At 58.0% G+C, this 6,477-nt stretch carries 6 protein-coding genes; 3 read left to right on the top strand and 3 right to left on the bottom strand.

Annotated elements, in window-relative coordinates:
* Positions 1 to 288: 288 nt before the first annotated feature.
* From HY868_26110 to HY868_26100, 3 genes are read right to left on the bottom strand one after another with little or no spacing between them, the layout of a single operon-like run.
* Positions 289 to 1,473, bottom strand: a complete 1,185-nt coding sequence (locus HY868_26110; protein ID MBI5305631.1) for a metal transporter — start codon at positions 1,471 to 1,473, stop codon at positions 289 to 291.
* A 1-nt stretch (position 1,474) separates the two neighbouring features.
* The gene (locus tag HY868_26105; GenBank protein ID MBI5305630.1) at positions 1,475 to 2,533 is read right to left on the bottom strand and encodes a multicopper oxidase domain-containing protein; all 1,059 of its coding nucleotides are present in this window, start codon (positions 2,531 to 2,533) and stop codon (positions 1,475 to 1,477) included.
* A 42-nt stretch (positions 2,534 to 2,575) separates the two neighbouring features.
* On the bottom strand, positions 2,576 to 3,295 hold the full coding sequence (locus HY868_26100; protein MBI5305629.1) for a metal-dependent transcriptional regulator: 720 nt from the start codon (positions 3,293 to 3,295) through the stop codon (positions 2,576 to 2,578).
* A gap of 315 nt (positions 3,296 to 3,610) precedes the next feature.
* Between HY868_26100 and dnaJ the strand changes: the two genes are divergently transcribed.
* From dnaJ to HY868_26085, 3 genes are read left to right on the top strand one after another with little or no spacing between them, the layout of a single operon-like run.
* Positions 3,611 to 4,717 carry a molecular chaperone DnaJ gene (gene dnaJ / locus HY868_26095; GenBank protein MBI5305628.1) on the top strand — a complete coding sequence of 369 codons (1,107 nt, stop codon included), beginning with the start codon at positions 3,611 to 3,613 and terminating at the stop codon, positions 4,715 to 4,717.
* 19 nt (positions 4,718 to 4,736) lie between these two features.
* On the top strand, positions 4,737 to 5,669 hold the full coding sequence (gene prmA / locus HY868_26090; protein ID MBI5305627.1) for a 50S ribosomal protein L11 methyltransferase: 933 nt from the start codon (positions 4,737 to 4,739) through the stop codon (positions 5,667 to 5,669).
* A gap of 30 nt (positions 5,670 to 5,699) precedes the next feature.
* Positions 5,700 to 6,440, top strand: coding sequence for a 16S rRNA (uracil(1498)-N(3))-methyltransferase (locus HY868_26085; protein ID MBI5305626.1), 741 nt, complete (start codon positions 5,700 to 5,702; stop codon positions 6,438 to 6,440).
* Positions 6,441 to 6,477 lie beyond the last annotated feature (37 nt).

The raw sequence follows: 6,477 nt of genomic DNA, 5'->3' as shown, positions 1-6,477 counted from the left end.
ATCCACGGCATCGCTGGGCACGCCCCAGCCATCGGGATCGAACAGATTGGGCGAGAGTGAAGTAGCGTCATTCTCTAATCAATGCCACAACTCGCTACAATTGTCCAATTTAGAATGTTTGTCTAATCTGACATTGCCAAACTACTCAGCCATCGTTCCTTTATCCGCGAATTACGCGAATCTTCGCTAATTTTTTCTTCTTATTCGCGCAATTCGCGTTATTCGCGGATAAATTTGTTTTTTCATCGGCGTAAATGTGGGTTGGCTGAGTAGTTACCTTCGTTGATTCTATTTGATGAACCAGCCGGTGACGTACAGTAAAAGCATTCCCGCCGTCACGCCCGCGAAAACGGTCAATGGCATCGGGCGTTTCGCCGTGTCCTTGTGAACCAATTTCGCGATTTCGTACGCGACCTCGAACACCGCGCCCGCACCGATCGCGAGAAACAGCACCGCGAGCGGTTGTGAAAAGTTCAAGCCGCCGATCCACGCGCCGATGATCGCCGGCGCGCCGCCGATGAATCCCATCCACACCAGCGCGCGCCACGCGGGACGATCTTTGAGGATCGGCGCGATGATGCCCAAGCCCTCGGTGATGTTTTGGATGATGAAACCGATGACGAGGAACGTGCCGAGTGACGCCGCACCGGTGCTGTACGCCGCGCCAATCGCAAGACCCTCGCCCAGGTTGTGCAAACCAATGCCGACCGCGATCATGAACGCGAGCGTTACGCGTTGCGAGGTTTCCCCGCGACCGACGCCGACTTGACGCCGTGTGATCGCATCGAGCAACAAGAACGTCGCGACGATGCCGATGCCGATCAGCCCCACACCTTGAAACGCGCCGCCCAACGCGCCGGCAATTTCGAGCGCCTCGCTCGTCGCGTCAATGCCGAGATAAACGAGCAAGCCGGCAGTGACCGCCATCAAAAACATCAGCCATTGCGCGCCGAGCCGGCGTAACGCCGGCAGCCACAGCATTCCCAGGAAAATAGGAATCACGCCGACGTACAATCCGATCAGCGAAAAACTCCACAGCGTTTCACTCGACGCGGTGGCGGTGGGCGCGGCGACCGGGATTTCGGTGCGAAACGCAATCGAACTCGCCGAAAAAATCGCGATGTTGTACGCGCTCGCCTGTGTCCATGGATAACGCAGGGTGACGATGGCTTGCCCCATGCGCGGCAAGGTCTTGCTGGGCGACGCGGTGAATTGCCACACCGCGTCGTTGACGATGACCTGAGCGAGCGTGATTTCTTGCGGACTCGTGTTGCGTACGTGCAGTTCGATGACGCCGGGACGCAAGAGCGTGCGCTCGAATTGCAAGTTTTCGATGGGTGCGGCGGGTTCGATGTTCAATCCCGCGCCGTTCGTGAACAAGAACAACGCGATCACGCCCGCCAATAAAAGTATCGGAATGCCAAAGAGCAGTGCGGTGCGACTGCCCGTGCGCGTTTGAATTGTGGTTTCCATTTTATCCCTCTACTTGGAATACGCCAGTCCAACCTAATTCGGCGAATTCGGTCTTGTGCGCGTGGAACATGTACTTGCCCGGAAACTTGTACCGAAATTCCAGAATCCCGCGCTGGGCTTGCATCTGCGCGATCGTGTCGGTGAACTCGACCGGAGTGAGACTCGTGCCGGTCGGGTAATAGTGGAAGAAATTTGCGTGCAGGTGAAATGAGTTGACTGGATCGAACTCGAGGATATTGACGAGGTAGACGCGCACGAGTTCGCCGACCTTGATCTTGATCGGATATTTGTCGTAATGAAAGGGGATAAAGTTGACCGCGTACACGTCGTTCTCGCCGTCGAAATCGAGATCGGTACCGGTCATCATCATCACAAACTCGCGGTCGGCTTGAGGACGACCTTGTTTAGGGTCAACGATAAATGTGCCGTACAGTCCGCGCGCGATGTGTTCGGCGAGCGGAAAAACGTGGCAATGATACAAGTGCAAGCCAAACGGCTCGGCGTCGAATTCGTACACGAACTTGCCGCCCGGCGGGATTGGCTCGTAAACACCATCCATGTTTCCTGGGTGGATGCCGTGAAAGTGCATCGAGTGCGGGTGCGGTGTGGCGTTCACAAAGTTGATGCGAATGCGATCGCCTTCGGTGCAACGAAACGTCGGTCCGGGCACGCGCCCGTTGTACGTCCATGCCTCGTACATCACGCCCGGCATAATTTCGACGGCTTTGACGCCGGCAAAGACGTTGTACTCGCGGAGAGTCTGTCCGTTCGACAGCGTGCTGACCTTGCCATAATCGAAATCGGTGAGGAGATTGGTCGGGTTAAAGCCATTCGCTTCATAATCAATTTCCCCATCGAATCCCGGCATAGCAAGCATCGCGCCGTCTATCGCGTTGTGCGGGTCGTTGTAATGCGCGGTGGTTGGCGACGCGGCGTGCGGCGTCGTGGGATTGCACGCGGCTAATGCGCTCGTGCCGGCGACGGCGAGCGCGCCGCCCAGTCCCAGTTTTATAAAATCGCGACGCGAGAGGTCGCGGAAGGTCTTGTCTGGTTGAGGCATGTTCTTCTCCTGATTATTGCCGGAACGGCAGAGTTCTGCCGATCACGAATGCTTGATGATTTTGCTTTTCGGCTTGCGTGATCGCGTTTCAGTTTCTTTGGCGACCCAGATTTGTCGCGCGAGCGCGCGATCAATCACACGCTCGTCGCCGTTCGCTAAACGCGCGCGCACCGGTCCATCGAAAGGCGTTTGCTCGATGACGCTGAGATTGGCGTTGGGCACCAGACCCAGTTCGCCGAGGTAACGCAAGCGCGCCGGGTCTTGCGCGGCGACGCGTTGAATCGTCGCGCGCGTGTCGGTCGTGAGGTCAGCGAGCGAGAGTTGAGCGGTCTGCGCGATGATGCCGGCTTTGGTCGGAATCGGGTCGCCGTGTGGGTCGGTCGTCGGGTCGCCGAGAAAATTCGCGATGTGGTCTTCGAGATTGTCGGACAAGACGTGCTCCAGTTTGTGCGCTTCGGCGTGCACTTGGTCCCAGGGAATGCCGAGCGCCTCGTGCAGAAATAGTTCGATGAGCCGGTGATGGCGCACGACTTCGAGCGCGATCTTTTCGCCGGCGGGCGTTAGCTCGACGCCGTGATAGGGCGCGTGGCGCGCGAGTTTCATCGCGGCGAGTTTCTTGACCATGTTCGTCGCCGACGCGGCGGAGACGCCCATCGCTCCGGCAAGCGCCATCGTCGTGACCGCGCCAGCGCCGAGTTCGAGTTCGTAGATGGTTTTGAGATAGTCTTCGATGGCGGAACTGAGGATGCGTTTATTTGTCATTGATAACTCTAAATTTAGTCTTGGCTAAATATTAAGCGCGTTGTGCGTTTTTGTCAAGAGGGGGAACCCCCGCTCTCAGGGCTTGGTCAAAGTCGCGCCAATCTGTCATTTCGAGCGGAGCGAGAAATCCTTTTCCGGTGCGGACGGAGACGCTTCGCGTCCTCGCAAACGCTTCGCGGCTCGTCGAAATGACAATGATAAAGTCCTACCCCCGCTCTACCCTCCCCCGCTTTCGCATGGGGAGGGTTGGGGTGGGGGCGGCGACCATTCCGCAACGTGATTGCGTAAAGACTGCTTTTGGATATAATTACCGCCGTGCCTAATAAACGTGATTACTATGAAGTTCTCGGTGTCAGCCGAACGGCTACCGACGACGAAATCAAACGCGCGTTCCGCAAACTTGCCAAGCAATTCCATCCCGACGCAAATCAGGGGGATGCTTCGGCGGAAGAAAAATTCAAAGAAGCCGGTGAGGCGTACCAAGTCCTCTCCGATCCGGAAAAGCGTCAGTTGTACGACCGCTACGGTCACAATATCCCAGGTGGCGGCGGATTCAATTCCGATTTCACCGGCGGCTTCGCCGACATCTTTGAAGAATTTTTCGGCTTTCGCACCGGCGGCGCGGCGCGCCGGGGACCGCAACCGGGCGCGCATCTCAAATACAACCTTGTGCTCAATTTTGAGGAAGCCGTGTTCGGCGCGGACAAGGACTTGGACATTCCGCGTCTCGAAACCTGCTCGACGTGCAAGGGCAGCGGCGCGGAGCCGGGCACGACGCCCGTGCGCTGCCCGCAATGCCAGGGTAGCGGCGAGGTGCGGCGCGCGACGCAATCCATTTTCGGCTCGTTCATCAACGTCGCGATGTGTCCGCGCTGTGAAGGCGAAGGCGAAGTCGTCTCGACCCCGTGCTCGACTTGTCGCGGACAAAAACGCGTGCAGGTCACGCGCAAACTCAGCGTGAAAATTCCGGCGGGCGTGGACGATGGCACGCAGATTCGTCTCGCGGGCGAGGGCGAAGCCGGCGTGCGCGGCGGACCAACGGGAAATCTCTACGTCATCGTCAACATTCGCGAGCACCCGATGTTTCGGCGTGAGGGCAACGACATCTTGTTCGACTTGCCGATCAACATCGCGCAAGCCGCGCTCGGCGACGAGATTGACGTGCCGACGCTCGACGGGCAAACCAAGTTGACGATTCCGCCCGGCACGCAACACGGCAAAACGTTTCGCGTCAAAGACGAGGGCGTGCCGTACCTGCGACGCAAAGGGCGCGGCGATTTGCTCGTGACCGCGCAGATTACAGTGCCGCAGCATCTCAATGAAAAACAAAAATCGCTTTTGCGCGAATTTGCGCGCACGCTAGGCAAAGAACCCACCGAAGGCAAAGGCGTGTTTGGCAAAGTGAAAGACGCATTCAAATAATTCTACACGTGATGGTTTGATGAACTGGATTGAACTGAGCACCCAAACCGATGCCGAAGGCGCCGAAGCCGCCGCGGCGTTGCTCAACGAATTGGTGAGCGGCGGCGCGGTGATCGAGCAAACCTTGATCACCGAGGCAGGCGAAACGATGGATCCGGCGCGAGCGTTTACCGTTCGCGCCTTTTTCTCATCCGACGACCGCGCGCAGGTTGAACGCGCCGAGGTCGCGCTGTGGCATTTGTCGCAATTGCGCGCGATGAGCGCGCCGCAGACGCGCGAACTGGCGGAAGAGGATTGGGCGGAGGCGTGGAAAAAATATTACACGATCCTGCACCTCGGCAAGCGACTCGTCATCAAACCGTCGTGGCTAGAGTACGTCGCGCAACCGGACGAAATCGTGATCGAACTCGACCCAGGGATGGCGTTCGGCACCGGCTTGCACCCGACGACACGCTTGTGCATGGTTGCGCTCGAAGAGCAACAAGCGAACCTTGCGAAGGTTTCCCGCTTCGCGCCTTCGCAAGGTTGGCAGATGCTCGACGTGGGATGCGGCTCCGGCATTCTTTCGATCACCGCGGCGAAGCTTGGTGCGCGCGAAATTCTCGCGCTCGATCTAGACAAGGTCGCGGTGGAAACGACCGCGCGCAATGTCGCGTTCAATCACGTCGAGCCGATCATTCGCGTCGAACAACGCTCGATTGACGCCGCGCGTGAATGTAACCAATTCGACCTCGTCTGCATCAATATACTGGCAGAGGTGATTTGCGATCTTGCGCCTGCCGTCGCCGCCGCGTTGCGCGCGAATGGGGTAGTCATCGCGTCCGGTATTCTCGATTTCAAAGCGGACGATGTGCGCGAGGTATTCGCTGCCGTCGGGATTCACGTGATCGAACAAAAGCAAGAGGACGATTGGGTCACGTTGGTCGGCGCGAAACGTTCTTCTGACAACTGAATACAGAGTTCTGAATACTGAATACTGATTATGCATCGCTTTTTCATCTCTCCGCAAGCTATTCAAGGTGACCGCGCTATTTTGCGCGGTACGCTCGTGCATCAGATTCGCGATGTGTTGCGAATGCACCCCGGCGACGAATTTATTTTGCTCGACAATTCCGGCGCGGCGTATCGCGTCGAACTGGTCACGCTCGATCGTGACACCGCGCGGGCGCGCGTGAACGACAAATGGAAATTGGAGACCGAGCCGCCGGTGCACGTCACGTTGTATCAAGGTCTGCTCAAAGGGCAAAAGTTCGATTTCGTTTTGCAAAAGGGCACCGAAATCGGCGTGAGTGTTTTTGTGCCGCTCCTCGCCGAGCGTTGCATCGTCGGCAGTCTCGACGATGTGAGCGACGCGCGCGTCGAACGTTGGGATCGCATCATTGTCGAAGCGGCGGAGCAAGCCGGGCGCGCGATCTTGCCGAACTTGATGCCCCCGATGTTGTTCGCGCACGCGTGCGACCAAACGCCGGCGAACGGCTTGGCGTTGATTCCGTACGAAGGCGAGAAATCGCGTGGACTGCGCGAGGCGCTCGCGCACGCGCCGCGCGCCAAAACGATCAATCTGTTCATCGGACCCGAAGGTGGTTTCACCGAAGACGAAATCGCGTTGGCGAAAGACAAAGGTGTGCTGCCGGTCTCGCTGGGTCCGCGCATCCTTCGCGCCGAAACCGCGGGCTTGGTCGCGGTGAGCGCGGTGCTGTACGAACTGGGCGACCTGGGATAATTTCCGATTGATGATTTTGGATTTTCGATCTTCAATC

Source organism: Chloroflexota bacterium (assembly GCA_016219275.1).
GTDB lineage: Bacteria > Chloroflexota > Anaerolineae > UBA4142 > UBA4142 > JACRBM01.
This window is presented reverse-complemented; position numbering and strand designations above follow the sequence as displayed.

What these genes read in the sequence shown, in the direction of transcription:
- HY868_26085 (MBI5305626.1), top strand. Translation starts at nt 5,700, where the DNA reads ATGCATCGCTTTTTCATCTCTCCGCAAGCTATTCAAGGTGACCGCGCT.
- HY868_26110 (MBI5305631.1), bottom strand. Translation starts at nt 1,473, where the DNA reads ATGGAAACCACAATTCAAACGCGCACGGGCAGTCGCACCGCACTGCTC.
- HY868_26105 (MBI5305630.1), bottom strand. Translation starts at nt 2,533, where the DNA reads ATGCCTCAACCAGACAAGACCTTCCGCGACCTCTCGCGTCGCGATTTT.
- prmA (MBI5305627.1), top strand. Translation starts at nt 4,737, where the DNA reads ATGAACTGGATTGAACTGAGCACCCAAACCGATGCCGAAGGCGCCGAA.
- HY868_26100 (MBI5305629.1), bottom strand. Translation starts at nt 3,295, where the DNA reads ATGACAAATAAACGCATCCTCAGTTCCGCCATCGAAGACTATCTCAAA.